Raw genomic sequence first — 20597 nt, 5'->3', positions numbered from 1 at the left:
CTCGGTCAGCCGGCATTTGCTTCGATCAAGACGTCCGAGACCGAGCCGCGGCCCTGGTCGGTGGCAAGATAGTCATGGACCACGCCGCCTAGCCCGAGCGTCAGGTCCACGACGAGGTGCTTGGCCGACAGCACCTGCAGCACCGGCAACTCGGCGACGGGTGCCAGGGCATGCGAGTACAGATCCAGGGCAGCGGGGCCGGTCCAAGCACCCTTCACGGTGATGTCCTTTAGGTGGAAACGCACCAGCTCGCAGATGCGCGGCGAACCATCGACATGCGGAATGATCTTGAGCAGGAAATTGGGGGCTGCGAGCTTGCGGGCTTCCGCCGCCGTATCGAGCGACCGGTGCTTGTAGCCCATGGTGCCGGTCGCAATGCGGATTGAGCCATAGTTCAAAGTGCCAACCAGCGTATCGATTTCGACCTCGAGCTTCGGTTGCGCCAATTTCTTGGGAAACCCCCATAGCTCGCGCCCGCCCGCAATCGGCGGATGGTCGTTCAGGAACATCTGATGGGTGAAGCCGCCCAGCTGGCCCCTGTAGGATACGGGAATGACCTGGCCGCTCTCGGTGTAGTCGCCGAAGCCGGTGGAATCCGGCATGCGAATGAACTCGTAGTTCACTACTGGTTCGGTGATCTCCAGCGGCTCCGGCACCACGCGGCGCAGCGCGTCGGGATCGGTGCGGTACTGGATGATGAAATATTCGCGGTCGACGAAGCGGTAAGGACCGGGAGGAAAGGCCGGACTGCTCAGCGGCATCGCGAACGACGATGCGCGCACGGTCTCGTGTTTCACGGTGGTGAGCTCCAAGCTTGTCAGTGGCGGGCGCGGTCGCCGCTTGTCAGCGCCCGCCCCTGATTCGGATTTGAGCCAACAATCGGTCAGTAGTCCCAGAAGGCCGGCACCCAACGAAACGCGTCTCCTGCGACCGCAACATGACCGACCGACGGGAACGGCATGTGCGTGGCCACCAGCAGTTCGCGGTTCGCCGCCAGTTCGCGCAAAAGTTCGATCCGGACGCGAGCGGCTTCCTCGGGATCGTGCTCGAAGCCGTTGTGCCAATCCGGGTGCTCGAACCCGACGGTGAAGACGAGGTCGCCAGCGAATGTCAGCCGGTCGCCGCCGCATGCCACGCGAACCACGCTGTGTCCGGGAGTGTGGCCACCGGTGCGGCGGACTACGACGCCCGGCGCAACTTCGTGCTCATCTTCGAACGTCCGCAGCTGGTTGTGGTACTCGTTCGCGAACCGCTTGGCGGTGGCCCGAAGCGCGTCCGGGAATCCCGGCGGCATGGAGACGCGGGAGAAATCGGGCGCCTCCCAGAATTTGACCTCCGCGGCCGCCACGTGGATCCGCAGGTCCGGACGCAGCCGGTCCTTCACGCCCTCGACCAGCAAGCCGCCGACATGGTCCATGTGCATGTGGGTCAGCACCACGTCGGTCACGGATGCCAGGTCGATGCCGGCGGCTTCCAGTCGCTTGACCAACTGTCCGGCCCGCGGCAGGTGCAGATCCGGGTCCAGTCCGAGACCCGCGTCGATCAAGATGGTCTGCGCGCCGCTGCGTACCACGACCACGTTCAGTGCCCAGTCGAACGCGTCCGGCGGCAGGAACATGTCGTCCAGCCAGGCGGCGCGGACGGCCGGGTCGGCGTTGTGCGCCAGCATCTTGGACGGCAGCGGCAGCACGCCGTCGCTGATCACCATAACATCGATGTCGCCGATTTTCAGCGCGTAGCGCGATGGTACCAATTCGTCGGGCTTCGATCTAACGGAGCGTGCGGCAGTGTCTAAGTTCATGGTTGCCTCCTGTTGAGTATTGCGAATCATCCGATCCATCTTCGAGAACTTCAGCGCTCGATCCTGAGCAGCTCGTGCTTTCGCGCAGAAAGCGCGGTCAATGCTCGTGAGGTGTTTAGAGATCAGTGACACGCTCCGGATCAGCGGAAGCAAGAGCAGCGGCACGCTCGGCCCGCGGCGGATAGATCCAGACGGTATTAATCTCCTTCTTGGTCTTCTTGGCTTCGTCGCCAACCATCTCGACCTTGCGCTCCCAGCCGCGCGTGAAGAGCGCACCGGCCTCTCCTAAGTCGAGACAAGTGACGTAAGCCTTCTGGCGGTACGGTTTGGTAGGGACGCCGAGCAGCTCGGCGGCCGCATTGTTGCCGGCGAAGGCGCCCATCCGCGTGGCGTGTTGGCAGGACATCAGCGCGTAGTTGCCAACCTCGTCACATGCCGCCCTCGCCGCATCGCCGGTCGCAAAGACCCCAGGCACCGACAGCACGCGCAAGTCGGGATCGACGAGCAGGCGCCCAAAGTTGTCGCGCTCAGCGGGAATCTGCGCGGTTAGCGGAGCGGCACGCATGCCGGCCGCCCAGATCACGGTCCCGCTATCAATATGCTCGCCGCTGGAAAGCGTGACGCCGGACTTGTCGAGCGAGGTAACGCCAACGCCGAGCCGGGTCTCGACCCCCAACTTGCGGAGCGCGGCTTCGATGATAGGACGAGGACCTTCGCCCATGTCGGGGGCGATCGCACTGTTTCGTTCGACGATGATGACACGCGGCTTGGCATCCTTGCCGAGGATCTCACGAAGCCGTGCGGGCATTTCTGTCGCGACTTCGATGCCAGTGAATCCGCCGCCGGCCACGACAACCGTGTCGCGCATCCGTGATACCGGCCACCCCACCAAATGATGCAAATGCCGGTCGAGGGCGATCGCGTCGTCGAGCTGGTCGACGCTGAAACCGTGTTCAGCGAGCCCGGGGATACTGGGACGGAACAGCCGGCTACCAGCTGCGACAATCAATCGGTCATAGGTGAGTCTCTGCTTCGCACCCTTGGCCGCAACGATGTCTACCACTTGAGACTTGGTATCGATCGACTCGGCGCTGCCTTTCACATAGGCAACGTCAACGGCCTTCAGCACATCCAGGAGCGAAGCTGTCAGGGTCTCCGGTTTCGGCTCATAGAGCCGCGGTCGAATCACCAGCGTCGGCTCCGGTGAAACCAACGCAATTTCGAACGCCTCGGGCGAAACGCCCTGGATGTCGCGCAGCCGGGCCGCAGAGAGAGCGGCATACATGCCGGCGAATCCGGCGCCAATGATGACTAGTCGCATTTGATTACTCCTTGGGTTTGACTCTCTTCGATGAAAGCACCGGGTTAGGCGCTCACGAATTTCAGCAAGTCTGCGTTGATGATATCGGGATGCGTCGTACACAGACCGTGCGGTAGCAGGTCGTAGATTTTCAAAGTGCTTCGTTTCAGAAGCTTCGCCGACAAGGTTGCAGAATCGCCAACGGGCACGATCTGATCGTCGCCGCCATGCAGGACGAGCGTGGGGACGTCGATGTTCTTCAGATCCTCGGTGAAGTCGGTTTCCGAGAAGGCTTTGACGCCATCGTATTGTGCCTTGGCGTTACCCATCATTGCTTGGCGCCACCAATTCCAGATCACCGCCGGGGACGCCTGTGCACCTGGGCGATTGTAGCCATAGAACGGGCCACTCGCGAATTCGAGATAGAACTGTGCCCTGTTCGCTGCGAGCTGCTTGCGCAATCCGTCAAGCACCTCAATGGGCACGCCCGCCGGATTGGCTTCCGTCTTCAACATCAAGGGAGGCACGGCCCCGATCAGGACCAGTTTGGCCACCCGGTTCCTGCCGTGGCGTGCGACGTAGCGCGCTGCTTCGCCGCCGCCCGTGGAATGACCAACGTGAATGGCATTGCGAAGATCGAGATGGTCAACGACAGTCGCAACGTCGGCTGCGTAGTGGTCCATGTCATGGCCATCGCTCACTTGACTCGAGCGGCCATGACCTCGCCGGTCATGCGCAATGACTCGATAGCCCTTGCCGACGAAGAACAGCATCTGCGCGTCCCAATCGTCGGAACTGAGCGGCCAACCGTGATGAAAGACGATCGGCTGGGCGGACTTCGACCCCCAATCCTTGTAGAATATCTGCACGCCGTCCCTGGTCGTCACAGAAGTCGCGGGATCGCTTCCTTGTGTGGCCGACATCGAATGGTCCCTTTCCTTGCCAATCGCCGAAGACGGGCGAACGGTCAGCGATGTCGCGCAAATGAGCGTGCTCGCCAGCAAGTTTCGACGCGACGTGGCGAGGCCGCTGAAGGTCTTTTTGGAAATCATCTGTTGGTCTCCGTGTCGTCAGATTTCTTGCGGCTATCTAGGGGAGCTCGCGGACCACTGCCCAAGAGCGATTGCGCCGATTGCAGCGCGATTGCTGCTAACGCATGCTGCGCCGCCAATTGGTCGGCGTTTCGCCGGTGAACCGTTTGAATGTCGCGGCGAACGCGGTCTGAGAGCCGTAGCCGAGGACCTCCGCGACCGCGACGACCGATGCGTCCGTGTCGCGCAGCATCTCCATGGCCTGCTCGAGCCGTCGCTGGCGGAGCCAGGCATGAGGCGAAAGGCCTGTGCTCTCCTTGAAGGCACGGCAAAAGTGGTAGCGCGAGAGGCCGGCCTCGGAAGCGAGTGCTCCGAGGGAAACGTCCGCATCGTTATCGGAGCGCAAGCGCTCGATGGCGCGGCGCAGGACATTTGGCGACAGGCCGCCCAGAGCTGGCCGGACCGTGATCGACGAGCCAGCATGTGCTGCCAAGAGGCGCGTTGCCAGAAGGTCCATCAATTGCTGCCTGAACAATGCTTCCAGCGTCGCGTGTCCTTCCAGAACATCCACTGCACTCATCAGCAACCGGGATGTAACGGGATCGGAGTACACTGTCCGCTCCAGAAGATCGCCGGGCGCGGCCACGTAGGCTTCGTCGGCAACACGCGAGAGTGTTGCCTGCGGAAGATAGAGCTGAAGGACATGCATCGGCCGGTGAATATCCCACCGAGAGGTCGAACCAGCCGGAATGAGCGTCACGACGCCGGGACGAGCCGTTCCGATCGCAACTGATCGTCCGGTGCGCCGCTCGAGCCGTTGTACGCCGGTCGGGTAGGTCATGATGACGTGATCGACCATCGGCTTGACGATGTCGTGTACGGGCTCGTGCTTCCAGTATGCAATCGTGCCGCTGGACGGCTCCAAAGCAACGCGAAAGGGCTTAGTCCTGAGCACGCGTGCCATCTCTTCATTGGCGGGGCGCCGCTCACCGACCGGCAGGTCACTCCTATGCGCCTGCGTCGCGCCGGGCACATTGTCCAGGGGGGCGCGCAAGATGGGCTTGCTCATGAACTTCCACTCGCATTGGGGAAGAGCGTTCGTTCCGCGCGTCTGCGGATGCATCGCTTCCCGTGTGCTGCGATCATGGCGGTGAGCGCTGTACGAGGGCATCGTGCAGCGGGTCTGGTCGCGCTGGTTCAGCGGATAGGTCGACCTATACCTCGGTATAGTTCGGGAGAGATTGTCCGCATCGCGGGCGCAATTCCTTGCAAACGCAGGCGCTCATGCGAACGTTGGCGCACTTACCGAATGAGCGCGACAACGCTGGAATCGGGACCGGCAGTCGCCGGCACCGGAAGCGTGAAGCGAAAATGCGCGCCGCCATTTGGACGATTCGCGCCCAAAATGCTGCCTCCGTGCGCCCTAACGATCGACTGGCAGATCGCGAGGCCGATGCCAATTCCTGCATCCTTGGTGCTGAAGAAGCTGTCGAAGATGCGCCCGAGGTCTCCGGTGGCGATACCCGGCCCATTGTCGAAGACGGAGAAGCCGACCGAGCCTTCTTCGGTGACCGACGTCTGGACGTCGATTCGACGTGTCGGTTGACCGGAGTGCACGATGGCCTGGACGCTGTTGACGAGCAGATTGATAATCACCTGCTGCAGCTGAATCCGGTCACCAATCACTTGGGGAAGCCCAGATGCAAACGTAGTCGACAAGGCAATTGATTTTGACTCAATGTCGTGGCGAATGAATAACAGCGCTTCTTTCGCGACGTCATTGATATCCATGAGCCGCTTCTCTGGTTCATGCTTCGCCGCCATGCCTCGTATGCGATGAATGATTTCGCTCGCGCGCCGCGCATTCGCCACGATTCGGGACGTGAGCTGGGTGACCTTTTCGATGTTTTGATCTGCGCGCGCCAGCCACCTCAAGCTTGCCTCACCATTGGTCACGATGGCCGTAAGCGGCTGATTGATCTCATGCGCGATCGAAGTTCCGAGCTCCCCAAGAGTTGCGATGCGGCCAGCATGCGCGAAATCAGCTTGCAGCTTCCGAAGTTGCCGTTCGGCGTTCAAGCGCTCACTGATGTCCTGGATGGTGATGAAGGTGTTGTCGAGTTGCTCGGGGGGCACAGGATATGTGACCGTGAACAGGACATCGATGAGCGAACCGTCGAATGCACGGATCCTGGTCTCCTCTATGAGATTGCGTCGACCTTCAAAGTGAGCCACCATGACCCGCTCGGCGAGCCCCGGGACGGCGGCAAACAGGTATCGAACCGGTTTGATTAGGTCGGCGGGATTGCGTGCCCGAAACAGTGAGACTGCATCGTGGTTGACGTCCGTCACACGAACGACGTCCTTGGCGTACTCGATAAGATCAGGGTGTGTCGCCAGATAGGAAGCAATATCGCGAACACCCTTCGCCTTCAGATCGTCGAAGACCTCGCCCGCGCGTCGGGAATCGACCTGCCAGAGAGCCGTCGGTAGATACTGAATGAGCTTGCGATATCGATCCTCGCTCGCGTGCAACTCCCAGGACGTGCGGTCATCATCGATCGCGCCGTTGATCGTAACAAGCACGGTGCCCGACGGCTTCGGGTCCGCAGAATGCCAGGCCCTGATGATGGGGTTGCGTATCGCGCCGCTCAGGACCATTCTGCGGGTCTCGAGGCGCGAGCGGTCTGTGGCAACGTCTCCGATTAGTCCGGCCAGGATTGAGCGGCTTTCAGCCGGCCAGAACGTACCGATCGGTTGACCGATCATCTGCTCGTGCCCTGCATGTGCCCCGAACATGCGAACCGCGCGATCATTGACAGCCAGAATTCGAGTGGCGGTAAGCAGTCCGTTGACCCAGTCCGGATGCTGATCAAGGTCGATAGCGGCTCCGCCACGCCTGTGCTTCGCGATTGCATCGAGCAGGGGCCGGGCCGGCGAGGCATCAAGCTCCCAAGCAGCGGCCAGAGATCCCTGCAACTCGGCATCCATGCGCAGGTACGCTGCTTCGGTTAGTGGTCCTGCATTTCGGCCACACTCAACGATGTCAAGGACCGCGCCGGTTGCGTCTCGTCGCACCACCTGCCGCACGGCCGCCGCAACCTCGACCCCGGTCAGGCTACGCCGAAAGACGATACCTTCCCATCGACCTTCGCGGAGCAGTATGTCGATGTGATCGACACCCGAGTGGCCGCGCGAGCCGATCTCTGCCACGTGTCGACCGACCATCGCCATGGAAGGCCAGCCGTACAGGACTTCCGATGCGGCATTCCAGTACTGGATGACACCGTGCAGGTTGCTGACGATGATGCTTTCGGACACAAGGTCGGCCAGTTCCGTGCCGGGAGCAGAGGCAACGAGATTCGGCTGGCCGCCTTGCGATATCTGTCGGGCGAGATTAGTCATCTGATGGTGGATCCCGTCGCTCGTTGCGTCGCGAGCGGCCTGCGCAGTTCATTGCGTTCTGCAGGAGATGAAAGAGCACCTCATCATTGACCGGCTTCGTCAGGCAGGCATAGGCACCGCCCCTCAGTGCGCGAGCCTCTGTCGCCGGGCTCGTGTCCGCGGTGATGAAAATGACCGGCATTGACGAGCCCAGCTCGCGCAATCGCTCCTGTAGTTCGAGCCCGCTCCGGCCGGGCATGCTCACATCCGTGATCAGGCAATCGAAGCGGCCTGGCACAAATTCAGCCATGAACGCCTCCGCCCGATCAAACGAGCGACACGCAACGTCCAGGACCAGGAGGAGATCGCAAAGAGCCTCTCGTACAGCTTGGTCGTCATCTACGATGGCAACTAGGGGCGTTTTGGACAAACAGATGACTTTCGCTGGCATGGCCCGCCGATCATCTGCCCATTGCTGATCGGGTTGTACCTATTCCTTGGTGTAGGATGGGCTACCTCCCGCGAAGTTCCGCAGGAAGTGCTTCCCAAATCCGGATCAAGTCTCCGACGGACGTTGCTTGCAGCTTTCTCGTCGCGTTGCCGCGATGCAACTTCACAGTGATCTCGCTGATGCCGAGATCAAAGGCGATCTGCTTGTTGAGGCGGCCCCTTGCTACCTCGCCCAGGACTTCACGTTCGCGCGGTGTCAGCGTTGCGAAGCGGGCGGCGTGTTGCGTTATGCGCTTGGCCGCGGCTCTTTGCGAGACATCCTTCTCGATCGCCGCCGCGACGGCGTCGAGGAGTGTCTGGTCTCTGACTGGCTTCGTCAGGAAATCGACGGCTCCCGCCTTCATTGCCTGGACGGTCATGGCTATATCGCCATGACCCGTGAGGAAAATGATCGGCCTCGTGTTGCCGTTCAATGCCAGACGCTGTTGCAGATCCAGCCCGCTTGCTCCGGGCATGCGAACATCGAGAATCAGGCAGCCGGGCCGCTCCGGAAGATCGGCACGCAACAATTCCTGCGTCGAGCCAAAGCAGCACGCGTCGATGCCGACCGATAGCAAAAGCTCCCGAAGCGCCGACCGGATCTCCTCGTCGTCGTCCACGATCAAGACAAGTGGGCGGTCTGCAGTGTTAGTATTGAGAGTCATAGGTAAGCGCGCTACGTGCGATGAAGGCTGCGAGCCCGTGGATACGGTTGCCCTAAGCATTTGCGTGGCCTCCTGATCGCTTCTGCCCCGCGGTCTTTCGCTGCTTTTTCGCAGATGCCCGTAAGGTCCATGTCATGACACGGCCGTCACGGTCACTTGGCTTCTACGGCGTGTTTCTAGGGCTCGCAGGGCCCCCGCGTCTTTCCCAAAGCCGTCATGTCTTGCCTCATTCCGTGCCAAACGAGGACCATGCGACTGCGAGTCGCGGAATCACGTGTGCTTGCGAATCGTTGCGACCTGCGCTCCGGATTTCACCCCAGTTCCTGGCGGCAGTTGATTGGGTCGACCGCATTGAAATTGCTTCCGAATCCGTTGCGACTTTCGCGACGATTTGCCCTCACGAAAAGTTGCGCGTCGCCGGGTGGCCGTGGACAGCCGCTTCCCTATTTCCGATAATGCACCGCAAAATTCGCAGGGCGATCAGCGCCTGCGGTCTAACCTTCCGGATCAACTCAAATGGCACAGGCCGGCGTCTACGGATCGAGGCTCGGACGACCCCTGCAGGCGAAGAACGCACCTTCGCTGATTGCACGTACGCTGCGCAGTTCCGAGCTAGCGGTGACCGAAACCCGAAACGACGACCCGGTGCCGAGCCTTTCCGGTTCGCTGCCCTCCGAGGACGCCTACCTCGTCAGCCTCAAATTTCGTGATTATCCGGACTGCGAGTGCTGGGAGCGGGGCCGATGCGTCATCAAGACGAATGTCCACGGCGGCGCGACCTATCTCTACGATCTGAAGCGCGATCCGCGCTACGTCATCGACAAGCCGTTTCACTCCCTCTTTTTCTATCTTCCGCGCTCGGCCCTTGACGACATTGCGAGGCAGGCCGGCGCACCGCGCATTGGCGAGCTTGCCTATGAGCCGGGTATAGGCCACGACGACGCAGTCGTCCGTAACCTCGGTGCGTCGCTCGTGGAAGCTTTGCGTCGAGCGGACGAGACCAACCAGCTTTTCGTCGACCACATGTTGCACGCACTTACTGCGCACGTCGCTCAAACCTACGGTGGCCTTCGGCGTAGCGCCAAGACGATACGCGGCGGCCTCGCTCCGTGGCAGTTAGACCGCGCTTGCGATATGCTCAATGCCGATCTCGCCGGAAAGACTCCTTTACGGAAGATCGCAGCCGAGTTTGATCTTTCGGTCGATCATTTCTCGCGGGCGTTCCGAATCTCCACTGGTCTGCCGCCGCATCGATGGCTACTTCGCCGGCGGGTGAAGACGGCCGAGCAGTTGATGACCATCCGCGATCTGCCGCTGTCCGAGGTTGCGAAATCGGCTGGGTTTGCCAATCAGAGCCACTTTACGAGGGTATTTTCAGCAATGGTCGGCGTCAGTCCGGGAGCGTGGCGCCGAGGAGTGCGAGGCGCGTCGGATAGTGAGGGGTAATCAGGGTTACGCATAAAGACGGTCTGCGACCTACACAACCGCAACGTATGCATGGCTAGGCCGACCCTCATGACGATAATCACGGCGAGCAGCACCAATTCCTAGCCGTCCTCGCACGACAACTAAAAGGCATTTTCGACGCCCAACTCATGGAGCGAGCTTCAATAGCGCGCGCGTCTCCGGCACGGTCGCTGGACGCCGCCCGTATCGACCGCAGAGTTCGACCACACGCTTGACAAGCGCAGCGTTCGACGGTGCAAGCTTCTCACGATCCAGTCGCACATTGTCCTCAAGTCCTGTGCGGCAGTGTCCACCGAGTTCAAGAGACCACGCATTGAGCGTGATCTGGTCCTTTCCAATGCCGGCGCCGGTCCAGGTCGCATCAGGCGCCAACCGGTTAAGGGTCTCAATATAGAACTCAAACGCTGCTCGATCGACGGGCATTGCGTTCTTCACGCCCATTACGAATTGGACGTGCAGCGGTCCTTTGATCTTGCCGATCTTTTGCATAGCGATGGCCTGGAAAATCATCGATAGGTCGAACGCCTCGATCTCCGGCTTTATCTCATGAGCCAGCATCTCGGAGGCCAACCAGTCGACGAGTTCGGGAGCATTCTCGTAAACGCGCGTGGAAAAATTGCACGACCCGGTCGACAGCGACGCCATGTCCGGCCGCAGTGACAGCATTCCGCCTCGCTCCCGGCCTGTGCCTGAGCGCCCTCCAGTCGAGAGCTGCACAATCATGCCGGGACAGTATTTCCGGAGGCCTTCCAGCAAACGCCCAAAACGTTCGGGATCCGATGTCGGCTTACCCGCATCGTCGCTCGAGTTGCTCCGGGCCTATTCCTCATCCTTCATCAATCGAATCGAACAACATGCGATAATTCTTCTCGGAGTCGCGTGCGAAATCGACCTCTGTCGCGGAATATCGAAAGCCCGTATTCGGTGCCGGGCATCGTGCCGTAGGCGCGTGGTGCCCCTCGTCTGCTTCCTTCCGACCATCTCCGGCCAATTTCTCAACTTGACCTACCAGATCGCGCCAGACCTCTCCTTGTCGCGCGGATACCATTTCTAGACGGGTCGCGGGTCGATGACGCCTGGACAATCAACCTATCCCATGTGCCAGGCACACCACCGCGGTCGCCGGCGCGGTGCTGTTTCGTATCGATCCGGCGCCGTTCCAGTACAAAGTCAACCAGCTCGAGGCATCGCTTGCGCAAACACGCCAGCAGGTCAAGCAGCTGAAGGCCAGTTACGAGCGGGCGACGGCGAATGTCGACGGGCTACGGCATCGACCCCGAAGGCAGACATCGCTTCTGCACTTGAAACTAGGCCGCCGGCGATATTCGTTTCCCGAACAATACGTGGGCTTATGGTGCGCGCTCCGAGGGCATTCGTCTTTGCTGCAGCTTCAAGGAGTTGCGGATGTGGACAACGAGGCTGGGGATATCCGTGCCGCAGGGATGCCTTGCCGTCTCTTGTCAGCGACCACTCTTAAGAGACGGCGGCACTCCCGGCATAATGGGCGCGGGGTTACGTTTCAGCGGGACATGATGACCGGCAAAGCCCATGGCCCGACCTATCGCGGATGAAGCCCAATTTCCGGCAAGGGACCGCTTCGGAAGTCCTCAAGCTTCGCGATCACCGCACCCAAGGTTTGAGTTAAGAAATCAATTCCCCGCCGCGGGTAAATGCTGCCGCCGTCCGCAGCGCGGCGCCGTGGAGAGCCTGCTCCCCACTACTTTCGATTATGCAGGCGTCCACGGATTTTTTCTCTACCGGTGATTGCGCAAGGCGACGCCAGCCAAGTATTCAGTCACGCGGTGGCGACAATCCACTCCGAAGAGCTGCAGCAGGCTCGGCGGGGATAGGGCGTCCCCGGCAGATGAGTTCTAGAAGCTGGTTTTGCGAACCGAGCTGACAAGCCAGGATTGCCGGCGGCGGCTTGCTCGCCCGCTCTTCGTTGAGGAGCTGCGAATGAAGCTTCCGGACCTGGATGTTTTCGTTCGTGCAGGGAAATGCACAAGCGATCCCCGCTAAGGACGTTCTTCAACCGGAGCGGCGAGTTCGCCGCCTAGCAACATGCGCTCCGCAGCCCGACCGGCCATGAACTCGATGCACTGAGTATATCGGCCCATGCCTTGGCGTCGAAAACCCGCCCGTCATCTCCGTTATTGGACTGGCCCTGTCGATCGCAACGCGCGTTTCAAGACGGTGCTTGTGTTCTTGCGTCGGCTGCCAACATCATAGCGGCTGCTGAAGCTTGCCGACTTGCAGATGGGATTGGGCTGAAATCTCGGTGCACCGCAAGTTCACCGCCTGCGGCAAGGTCGGCTGGGTTGATACCCGGATCGAGTGAGGCGAAGTGATCAATTCGCCAAGGACGTCTCTGGTAGGCCCTGCCGATTTCTCCTACTGGTACCTTCCGATGCGCGGAGGTTTACTTTGCTTCGCAATCTCTGACGATGCGGCCATCACGGGTCGATACCACGATCGGCGGGTGGTGTAGTCGTCGCCTCAATCGCCACAATCTGCTTCAGGATGGATTATGCTGCACTTCCCTTGCACTCTCGTAATGGTTGCTGTTGGATAAGTGGGCGTCACATTGGCGTGTCGCGAAAACATTTCATTGTCTATTTGAGGAGGAAAGTATGCTTCGGATCACTGCTCTTATTTTCTTCGCCCTTACCTGGTCCGCGAATGCCCAAACAAACCGCACCGAGTTGAAACGCGCCGACCTAAGCGGCACGAATATGGAGATTGTAGTCAGCGTCGTCGACGTACAGCCCGGAAATAATCTCATTCGCCACACGCATCATGGCGAGGAAGCCGTTTACGTTCTAGAGGGCGCAACGTTGGCGCTACCCGATGGAAAAGAGGTGCCATTTCCTACGGGAGCAGCAACAATCAACATTCGCGACGTGCCCCACGGTGGTTTCAAGGTGGCAGGCGACAAAACCCTGAAGATGTTGACGGTCCATATCGTCGATAAGGGTAAACCAATGATGGAGCCTGCAAAGTAAGAGGTCCCCTCAAACCGACATCAAGAAAAAGCGGTCGCAAACGCGCACCCGCTTTTTCTGCTTGAGAAAGCTACGCCGGGGCATTCTCGAATCCAGATGGTCGCCTCCGCGCCCATCCGCCCCTCGGCGACGCGCTCAACGCCGCATCGCTATCTCGAAGTAGCTCCAGCTCGGGGGGCACGTCGCCTTCCGCCACGGAAAGGACAGCGCATGGTCATTAAGCGTCGGCACTTCAAGCAAGAGCACTCTCTGGAGGAACGCCTTACCGAAGAGGCCAAGAGTCTTCGTGAAGAAGCAAGCGTACTCCCCGCAGGTATGGAAAAAGAGCAGCTACTTAAGAGAACCCGGCAAGCTGAGACCGGCGCGCATATGAGCGAGTGACTTCAATCTTCCGGGTTCTGGCCCCCCATATGAACCAATCAGCGAAGCCAAGCGCCGGACGAAAGATAGCGGCCGGGGCGTCTGTTTTGCTCGCCCTGCTACTGATGGGTTTTTTCTTTGTCGCGTTCTAAGGTAGGCCCGCAGCGAATGTCCTAACTAGGACGGCACCCAATCGCATGACCCCAGGCCGGCGAGAATCTGTTCGGCTAACCGAATAAACACGACTTCAGCTGAATGTTTATTTCGGTTCGCTAATAACGCTGGCACTCCGCGGATCACCCAGGTCAGCAAAGACCTTTTCGCGTAGTCTTTGCAAAAACGGCCCCAACGCGGTGAGGCGCGGCGCGGAGGGGCCGAGTTGCCACGATCACCTGCACGCCAAAACCAGCATCACTGGGCCGTTTATCCTAAGGATCGATAATAGGAACGATCGGCTTGGCAACGAGTCGGCTCAGGTCCCCCAGCCGATCCAGCCCCCCCCCCGGCTGCTGGAGGAAAACCCGCATTGTTCGGGTTGGCGGCCCTCGGGTTGGGGGCGTTTCAATTCGCTGGACGCATGAAACCCTTCAATTTCACAGGTGGTGTTGCAATGGAATTTATTGGACGCCCGATGAGAGGCCGATTCCTCGTTCGGCAAGGCGGCAACGGCTGGATGGTCTACGATAGCGAATGCAAAGGACCGGCCCAGATAGAAAAGGACGGCGCGTTCGCCGAGAAGCTGACAAAAGACCAGGCTGAGATTTTAGCGAAGCTATTCACGAGTCGCGAAAAGCGGCCCCTGACGTTAGAATGGCCTCAACGCCCGCGGAGAGCGCTAAGGCCGCGGTAATAGTCCCAGTCCATCGTTTAGATTTGACGTCGTGGACTGCTGCTCGTTCCCTGAACAGAACGGCCCCGGCGAGACGCTGAGGCCGAGTCGACGGCCCTAGCGAGGTGCAGCCGGGGCCACCGGTTTAAACTGATTGAGAATGTACCCCGGATCTTCGGGGGCAAGGAAGCGTTGGCAGGAACTAGCTTTGGGTGGCCGACGTTACTGCCGCGACGGTCAATTTTGTAAACCGCCCCGACAATAGCCTGATCTTCTTCGGACCAGCCAACGGCCGCGACCTTTTATTTTGGGATAGAAGCAATGCCGGACAATTTAACCAACCGCGTCCAGCCAGATCGCTCGAAGATCAACATGCACGAGCCATACGAGGTGAAGTATTGGACCCATGCACTTGGTGTGTCGAAGAATGACCTTCAGAAGGTCGTCGAAAAGGTCGGCAACTCCGCTGCTGCGGTCCGCAAGGAATTGGGTCTGCCCGACAAAGCTCAAGAATGACCAAACCGACCTGTCCGATTTGCTTGGGGTTGGGCTGGGTCTGCGAGAACCATCCGCACTTGCCTTGGACGGCGGAGGCACATGGCTGTCAGTGCGGCGCCGGCATGCCTTGCGAGTGCAATCGGGCGGATGGGATGGATGAGCCTGATGCGAGCAAGGTCATTGAGCAATCCGAATAAGATATTGCCGTCTGGCAATTCGTAGGGCTGCGCTGCATGGACGCTACCGACGAGCTAGGAAGGCGCCTAGCAAGAATGCAACGGCAAGGGACTGAAATGGAGCTGCCCGGGTCGCTTCACTCAAATGATGCAGCCACCGATCATGTTGTGGCAAATGTTGCAACGCGTCGTCTTCAGCCATCCGCCGGATCGCTTCTGAAGCTCGGTCTATTCGCTGCTCGGGCGTGGCAGTAGGTGCAACTGAGCTTTCGTCAGCCATGTAAGTCTCCTCGCGCCGGTCGCCTACCAAACGGACTTGTTGCATGAGCGCTAACGTCCGGCGAATATCGACTGTTCCTAGGTTGTGCCGTTCGGGCCGATAGCTGATCGGCGGCCTCTCGGGCATCTTCGTCAAGGCCGTTGGGGGCGCGGCTTGTCCGTCGTACAATCGGGCGTCGCTTGGATCGCGGGTCCATAGTGCAAGAGTGGCCAGGTCGGATAGAGCGCAGGCTGTCGGCCATATTGGCCGCCGATGTCGCCGGCTATTCACGGCTCATGCACGATGACGAAGAGGCCACGCACGCCAAGCTGAGCGAACTTCTCGCAAGAGAAGTGAGCCTGCTATTGCCAGTCACGGCGGCCGTATCGTGAAGAACACCGGAGACGGGTTCTTGGCAGAGTTTCCGAGCGCGGTCGAAGCAGCGCCATGGGGCATGCGGCGAAAAGCTGCCCTCAGGGAGGCCGTGTCACTGATGCGCTGTCCCTGCGGCGCAACGTCGATAGTCACCACCGGCCGAGAGTTGCACACACCGCGGGCACATCTAAAAACGACGCAATTCGACGATGAAGACGAAGGATGAAGACGAAGGAAGAACACTTAACTCAAAGGCAAACCTCGGGTGGAAGCCTGCCGGATAAGTCGGAGCGCCGAAGCAATGCAGTCACCTGCCCATTAGCGCTACGTAACAGTCGTATACGTAGAGTCGGCGGGGATTTGTGCTTCGTAATGCTTGGCTTTTTCTATCAGTGCGTCGCGGACTGGACCTTCCGGCAGAAGCGCGGCTTGATGGCGCGCCTGTCTCGCGCATTCTGCGATTTTACTTGCCAGTTCTTCCGTCTCGCGATCCATCGTCGCCGCTCCTCCGAACTAGAAGCCATGCTAGCGCGGTGGGCCAGCGCTTTCTTGGCACGCCGCCGAATGCTCGGAAATCCACTTCGTTGCGTCGTGCTCCGTAACAAAACCTTTGATGACTTCGGTTTCGCCATCGGCCCACAGAATATCGATTCTCCAGCCGGTGCCGGGGTTTTTGCAAGCCATGAAGGCTGGGCGCTGCTCTATCATTGCTTGACTATGCGCCGACTGGTGGCTGCTACAAGCCAGTGATCCTGCCACACTTCGCTTTTTTGGCCCCAATCTATTGAGCCTTAACTCCCGCGCCCGCGCCGTTCTTCCGAGATCGGGAGTCAAGAAGATCGGGCAACGGTGGTAGTTGCTGGCGCTATGCAAGAAATTCACTGACTTGAAAAATTTGAAGGCTCATTTCGCACGGCTTGATGAGGTGACGCTGAACGGATGCTCGACCGTCTCGCGACGAAGGCGCATAGCAAGCGGGTTCGCATCGAGCCGCTGCTGCAAAGCGTCGAGCAGATCCTCGCGTATAGCGCGACAATCTGGCTGGGAAGCGCGCGACAATCAGGATGGCGAGTCGGTGTCGCGGCGAGGTGATGATTGCCGCGATGATTGTCGCGCGCAAGAGTTTTGTTGGCGCTGATTGTCGCGGAGCGTCAATCAGCGATTGTTTTTGGTGTCGCGTGCGACGGTGGCCGTCCTGGGCCGCGTTTTCGCTCGAGCGCGGTGCGCCTGCGATAGCTCTCGACGTTCATTTCGATGATGGTGGCGTGGTGAACGAGGCGATCGATGGCGGCGAGCGTCATGGCGGGGTCCGGGAAGACCCTGTTCCATTCGCCGAAGGGCTGATTGGCGGTGATCAACATCGAGCGCCGCTCGTAGCGTGCGCTGATGAGCTCGAACAGCACGCTGGTCTCGGCCTGATCCTTGGTGACGTAGGCGAGGTCATCGAGGATCAGGAGGTCGAAGCGATCGAGGCGGTTGATGGCGGCCTCGAGGTTGAGCTCGCGCCGCGCCACCTGGAGCTTCTGCACGAGATCGGTGGTGCGGGTGAACAGGACCCGCCAACCGTTCTCGATCAGGGCCAAGCCGATCGCTGCCGCCAAGTGGCTCTTGCCACCGCCAGGCGGCCCAAACAGCAACAAATTGGCGCCCTTGCCGACCCAACCATCGCCAGCGGCAAGCGCGGTCACCTGCGCTTTGGAGATCATCGGCACGGCCTCGAAGTCGAAGCTATCGAAGGTCTTTCCGGCCGGCAGCCGCGCCTCGACGAGATGGCGCTCGATGCGACGGCGGCCGCGTTCGGCGATCTCGTGCTCGGCGATGATGGCGAGGAAGCGGGCCGCCGGCCAACCTTCCTTGTCGGACTGTTCGGCGAACTGTGGCCACAGCACCTTGATGGCGGGCAGGCGCAGCTCGTTGAGCAACAGATTGAGGCGCGCGGTGTCGACTGTGTTGGCCGTGTTCATGCGGCGTCTCCGATCTGGCTGGCGCCGATGAGGCACTCATAGCTGGCGAGCGGGGCAAGCTGCACCATGACTTGCGGCACGCAGGCAGGATCGGGCGCGAAGTGGGCGCGCAGCTGTCCGAGGTCGGGCAGTCGGCCGGCGTCCAGGTTGGCGGCGAGCTGACCGGCGAGTTCGGCCTCGCAGCCGCGCTCGTGCGCCAGCGCAAGCAGATCGACCATGAGCCGGCAGGCTTTCCTGTCCGACAGCCGTTCGCGCAGGCGATCGAAGGTTCGGCGATAGGCCTCGCGCGGGAACAGTCGATCACGGTAGACGAGATTGAGCAGCGCCATCGGCTTGCGCCGTAAGGAATGGATCACATGCCGATAATCGACGACCTGGTCGTGCTTGCCGTTGGGATGCGGCCGTCCACGCGACAGGGTGACGAGATGGGTGCCGCCGACGAACACGTCGAGACGATCGTCGTAAAGGCGCACCCGCAGCTGGTGGCCGATCAGGCGTGACGGCACGGTGTAGAACACCTTGCGCAAGGTGAAGCCGCCACTTGACGTCACGCGGACAATCACCTCCTCGTAGTCCGAGGTGCGGCGATCTGGCAACGCCTGCAGGGTGGTGCGCTCGTGGTCGATCCGCTTGGCGTTGCGGGCATTGCGGCGGCTGACGATCTCGTCGATGAAGCCGCGGTAGGCGGCGAGATCATCGAAGTCGGCAGTGCCGCGCAACAGCAGCGCATCGGCGATCGTCCGCTTGAGATGGCCGTGCGAGCTCTCGATCGCCCCGTTCTCGTGGGCGATGCCGCGATTGTTGCGGGAGGGCCGCATGCCGTAATGGGCACAAAGATCCTCGTACCGGTGCGTCAGATCATCCCTCGCGTTCCGATCGAGATTGCAGAAGGCGGCCGACAGACTGTCGGTCCGATGCTCCCGCGGTGCGCCGCCGAGCGACCACAGGGCATTCTGCAGCCCTTCGGCCAAGGCGACGAAGCTCTCGCCACCGAGCACGACATGGGCGTGCTCGAACCCGCAATAGGCCAACCGGAAGTGATAGAGGCGATGATCGAGCGGCATGCCAGCGATGCTCACCCCCAGCTCACCCATGTCGGTGAAGTCGGAGAGGCCGAGTTGGCCGGGCTCGTGGGTCTGGCGGAAGATCACCTCCTGCTCCTCGCCGTGGATCGCCCGCCAGGCGCGGATCCGGCGCTCCAGCGGGCGGCGGATTCTGGTCCCGAGTTCAGGGTGGCGTCGCAAGATCTCCTCGAAGATCGCGATCGGCCGCACGCCGGGGGCGGCCTTCAGCATCGGCACCACCTCGGCCTCAAACACGCTGGCCAAGGGATCCGGCCGGCGACTGCCGCGGGCTCCCTTCTTCCGCGATGGCAGGCGGGGATCCTTCTCAATCCGATAGGCGGTTGACGTGCTGAACGACGCCTTGGCGGCGGCCACGGGCGGGGTATCGGTCTGACGGTACTTCATGTAGAGCCTCATCTGGTGATCGGTAATGTGTCGGCCTGGCAAGCGAGTGATTCCTCTTGGCGGAAGAACCACTTGCATAACCAGCCGGCCGCGATCACCAGACGGCGCGGTCCCTTGTGGATCGCGCCGTCGCCGAGCTCGTAACTCCGGTCGGGCTACGCCCTCCCTGCGTCACGAGCTCGGCGACGCTCTCTCATCCTGATTGACGCTCTGCTTCCATCCTGATTGCCGCGCGGCACCTCGCGCTCCCATCGCGTGATCCGTCGCGCTGATCCGGGCGTGGAGGCGCAGCGCCTCGTCGGACTCTTCGTTTGTGTAGCGATACGCCAATCGAAGTGCACGTGGCGTGGCGCGGAGCGGCGGTGAGGCGATAGCCAAATCGCAATCCTGAGACAGAAGCGCTGACCTAAATTCACCCTCGATTGAAATAAAATTTGATGGGATAAGTCCAAAAGCTGACTTGATCTTTAAGCTTCCTTGAAATCGCAACGCTCCGCCAATTCGAATGGGTAAGAAGCGATGACCGATCAACAGCTGGCTCTTCATGCCGTCAGCGAAGCCCTGTGCATATTGGACGAGTATCTTCTGCCCCGCCCCCACGACAGTGAACGCATACTCGACAAGTTAGTTGAGGTTCTTGAGCGGCCCGACTTGGTCGTTGCTGTAAGTCGACTGCGGCAACGAAGTAGTCTCTAAGTGTTCCGATGAAGAGGCAATTTTCATTTATTCCTTTGGCCGCTCGCATCGCTACTTTTCTATTGATTGGAATGCCGACCGCGCAGGCAAAACAGCAATGCAGTGCGGTGATGCCCCCAAATCCGCGCGAGTATTGGTCTTGGCGCCTCATCGACGGACGAAAATGCTGGTACGAAGGCAAGCCCATGCTTTCAAAATCATTATTGGAGTGGCCCGTGCGGATTTCGACGCAGGCACGTCCCACCGAGGAGCTTGCAAGTGCACTCATAGAGAAGCCCAGCGATCCGATCGGTTCAGAAGAATGGACGCCATCTCGCCAGAATACCTTCGATGCCCTGTGGCGCACCAGGGTTGAACAGCGGTAGGGCTTTGACCTTCAAATTAAGAGAGGCTGACTTTCTCTTCATCGCTGAGGCTGTAGGACTCGGTGACTGGTATAGTCGACGTCGGCCATGCATCGATCGATCGAACCAATACTGTAGCTTCGTCGATCTCAAGTCTTTCGCTTCGATTGCCGTGAGAGCGCCATATTTTCCAATGAATGCACACGGAACGGCGCCCCGCAGAAAAGTAGCTAATCTCCAAACCGCCGATGAAACTGACCGCAGATCGTCCTTTACGCCAGTCCCGAGAAAGCCGCCCGCAGGATCATGGAGCACGCTCACGCATTCGAGCCGATCCAGGGCGGCCGGATCTAGATCGAGAAGATCAACTATCCAATGCTCTACCGGGATAAGGCGACACCGGCTGAGTATTGAGCTGACCTGAAGTATGCCGAGGAAACATGAAGTGGCTTGAGTACCGCGAGAACGGCACCTTCGTCAGAATGACG

The 20597-nt window shown here is 60.3% G+C and carries 16 protein-coding genes and 2 pseudogenes; 7 read left to right on the top strand and 11 right to left on the bottom strand.

Translation table 11 applies throughout. From position 1 onward, the window contains the following. Positions 1-5: 5 nt before the first annotated feature. From Q2M23_RS30110 to Q2M23_RS30075, 8 genes are all read right to left on the bottom strand, one after another. On the bottom strand, positions 6-797 hold the full coding sequence (locus Q2M23_RS30110) for an acetoacetate decarboxylase (protein ID WP_316397992.1): 792 nt from the start codon (positions 795-797) through the stop codon (positions 6-8). An 86-nt stretch (positions 798-883) separates the two neighbouring features. Beyond that, complete coding sequence (locus Q2M23_RS30105; RefSeq protein ID WP_316398002.1) at positions 884-1840, bottom strand: MBL fold metallo-hydrolase; 957 nt, start codon at positions 1838-1840, stop codon at positions 884-886. Between the two features lie 76 nt (positions 1841-1916). After that, positions 1917-3122 carry an NAD(P)/FAD-dependent oxidoreductase gene (locus Q2M23_RS30100; RefSeq protein ID WP_229188906.1) on the bottom strand — a complete coding sequence of 402 codons (1206 nt, stop codon included), beginning with the start codon at positions 3120-3122 and terminating at the stop codon, positions 1917-1919. A 44-nt stretch (positions 3123-3166) separates the two neighbouring features. After that, positions 3167-4024 (bottom strand): alpha/beta fold hydrolase, encoded by an 858-nt coding sequence (locus Q2M23_RS30095; protein ID WP_229188914.1) that lies wholly within the window; start codon positions 4022-4024, stop codon positions 3167-3169. A 226-nt stretch (positions 4025-4250) separates the two neighbouring features. Beyond that, positions 4251-5201 carry an AraC family transcriptional regulator gene (locus Q2M23_RS30090; RefSeq protein WP_316397991.1) on the bottom strand — a complete coding sequence of 317 codons (951 nt, stop codon included), beginning with the start codon at positions 5199-5201 and terminating at the stop codon, positions 4251-4253. Positions 5202-5434: 233 nt separating this feature from the next. After that, positions 5435-7537 carry an ATP-binding protein gene (locus Q2M23_RS30085; RefSeq protein WP_168855290.1) on the bottom strand — a complete coding sequence of 701 codons (2103 nt, stop codon included), beginning with the start codon at positions 7535-7537 and terminating at the stop codon, positions 5435-5437. After that, a complete protein-coding gene (locus tag Q2M23_RS30080; RefSeq protein ID WP_141340811.1) occupies positions 7530-7967 on the bottom strand; it encodes a response regulator transcription factor in 438 nt (145 codons plus the stop codon). The genes Q2M23_RS30085 and Q2M23_RS30080 overlap by 8 nt, the downstream gene beginning before the upstream one ends. A 61-nt stretch (positions 7968-8028) precedes the next feature. Further along, on the bottom strand, positions 8029-8670 hold the full coding sequence (locus Q2M23_RS30075; RefSeq protein ID WP_316397990.1) for a response regulator transcription factor: 642 nt from the start codon (positions 8668-8670) through the stop codon (positions 8029-8031). A 516-nt stretch (positions 8671-9186) separates the two neighbouring features. On the opposite strand from Q2M23_RS30075, the gene Q2M23_RS30070 reads away from it, so the two are divergent. After that, a complete protein-coding gene (locus Q2M23_RS30070; RefSeq protein WP_316397989.1) occupies positions 9187-10116 on the top strand; it encodes an AraC family transcriptional regulator in 930 nt (309 codons plus the stop codon). Positions 10117-10263: 147 nt separating this feature from the next. Here Q2M23_RS30070 and Q2M23_RS30065 read toward each other — a convergent pair. Continuing rightward, a pseudogene (locus Q2M23_RS30065) lies at positions 10264-10926 on the bottom strand (3-keto-5-aminohexanoate cleavage protein); the annotation flags it as partial. 1841 nt (positions 10927-12767) lie between these two features. On the opposite strand from Q2M23_RS30065, the gene Q2M23_RS30060 reads away from it, so the two are divergent. The 5 genes and pseudogenes from Q2M23_RS30060 to Q2M23_RS30040 all read left to right on the top strand — a co-directional run bounded on the left by Q2M23_RS30060 (position 12768) and on the right by Q2M23_RS30040 (position 16386). Continuing rightward, the gene (locus Q2M23_RS30060) at positions 12768-13139 is read left to right on the top strand and encodes a cupin domain-containing protein (RefSeq protein ID WP_016844188.1); all 372 of its coding nucleotides are present in this window, start codon (positions 12768-12770) and stop codon (positions 13137-13139) included. Between the two features lie 210 nt (positions 13140-13349). After that, complete coding sequence (locus Q2M23_RS30055) at positions 13350-13520, top strand: hypothetical protein (RefSeq protein WP_168855288.1); 171 nt, start codon at positions 13350-13352, stop codon at positions 13518-13520. Between the two features lie 1129 nt (positions 13521-14649). Beyond that, complete coding sequence (locus Q2M23_RS30050; RefSeq protein WP_016844186.1) at positions 14650-14844, top strand: DUF3606 domain-containing protein; 195 nt, start codon at positions 14650-14652, stop codon at positions 14842-14844. 632 nt (positions 14845-15476) lie between these two features. Next, positions 15477-15742 (top strand): annotated as a pseudogene (locus Q2M23_RS30045) (adenylate/guanylate cyclase domain-containing protein); the annotation flags it as partial. A gap of 116 nt (positions 15743-15858) precedes the next feature. Then, entirely contained in the window at positions 15859-16386 is a 528-nt protein-coding gene (locus Q2M23_RS30040; RefSeq protein WP_316397988.1) for a hypothetical protein, read from the top strand. 401 nt (positions 16387-16787) lie between these two features. Here the strand turns inward: Q2M23_RS30040 and istB are convergent, their stop codons facing one another. Both istB and istA read right to left on the bottom strand, forming a co-directional pair. Beyond that, positions 16788-17600 (bottom strand): IS21-like element ISBj11 family helper ATPase IstB, encoded by an 813-nt coding sequence (gene istB, locus Q2M23_RS30035; RefSeq protein ID WP_210189662.1) that lies wholly within the window; start codon positions 17598-17600, stop codon positions 16788-16790. After that, positions 17597-19147 carry an IS21 family transposase gene (gene istA, locus Q2M23_RS30030; protein ID WP_316397987.1) on the bottom strand — a complete coding sequence of 517 codons (1551 nt, stop codon included), beginning with the start codon at positions 19145-19147 and terminating at the stop codon, positions 17597-17599. Before istA ends, istB begins: the two co-directional genes overlap by 4 nt. A gap of 626 nt (positions 19148-19773) precedes the next feature. Between istA and Q2M23_RS30025 the strand changes: the two genes are divergently transcribed. Further along, positions 19774-20130, top strand: coding sequence for a hypothetical protein (locus Q2M23_RS30025; RefSeq protein WP_125459264.1), 357 nt, complete (start codon positions 19774-19776; stop codon positions 20128-20130). Positions 20131-20597: the final 467 nt, after the last annotated feature.

Origin of the sequence: Bradyrhizobium sp. 33ap4 (genome assembly GCF_032654765.1) — a bacterium.
GTDB classification, from domain to species: domain Bacteria; phylum Pseudomonadota; class Alphaproteobacteria; order Rhizobiales; family Xanthobacteraceae; genus Bradyrhizobium; species Bradyrhizobium australafricanum.
The sequence above is the reverse complement of the archived record's forward strand: the minus strand, read 5'-3'. Positions and strand labels throughout refer to the sequence as shown.